Annotated in this window: 1 pseudogene; it reads right to left on the reverse strand. The window is 66.5% G+C overall.

Annotated features, from left to right (window positions below):
* A pseudogene (locus KDL01_RS41875) lies at positions 1-471 on the reverse strand (hypothetical protein); the annotation flags it as partial.

Raw genomic sequence — 471 nt, forward strand, 5'->3', positions numbered from 1 at the left:
GGGGTCGAATCTTACTTCGAGGACGTATTCGCGGACGGGGACGTGGAGGGTGGACTGCAGTTCCGTCGAGCTGGGGCGCGGGTCTCTGTGTTCGAGGGTGTATTCGACGATGATGGACTCGCCTCGTGTCAGTTCTCTGTCGAAGAGGACCTCGGCCACCAGCAGGCCGGTGGCCTCGGATTCGACCACTTTTCCGATCCGGTGCGGCGCTACGGTGGTGATGACGGGGGGCGGGCCCGGTTCGTCTCGGCGGAAGATGGTGACCCAGCGGTCGGGGCCGTCTACGTCGGCGCGTAGCAGTTGTCTGCTGCGCATGCGCTTCTCGCGGCCCTGGTCGTCGAGTTCCAGCCGGATGTGGGTGCTCAGCCTGGTCAGGCTCTGGTCCCAGCGGGTGTCGACCTGGCTCAGGGCACTGCTGATATCCAGTTTGCCGTGCCAGGTGGCGCCGAGGCCGCGGCCGTCGGGTGGGGT

Origin of the sequence: Actinospica durhamensis (assembly GCF_018139695.1) — a bacterium.
GTDB lineage: Bacteria > Actinomycetota > Actinomycetes > Streptomycetales > Catenulisporaceae > Actinospica > Actinospica durhamensis.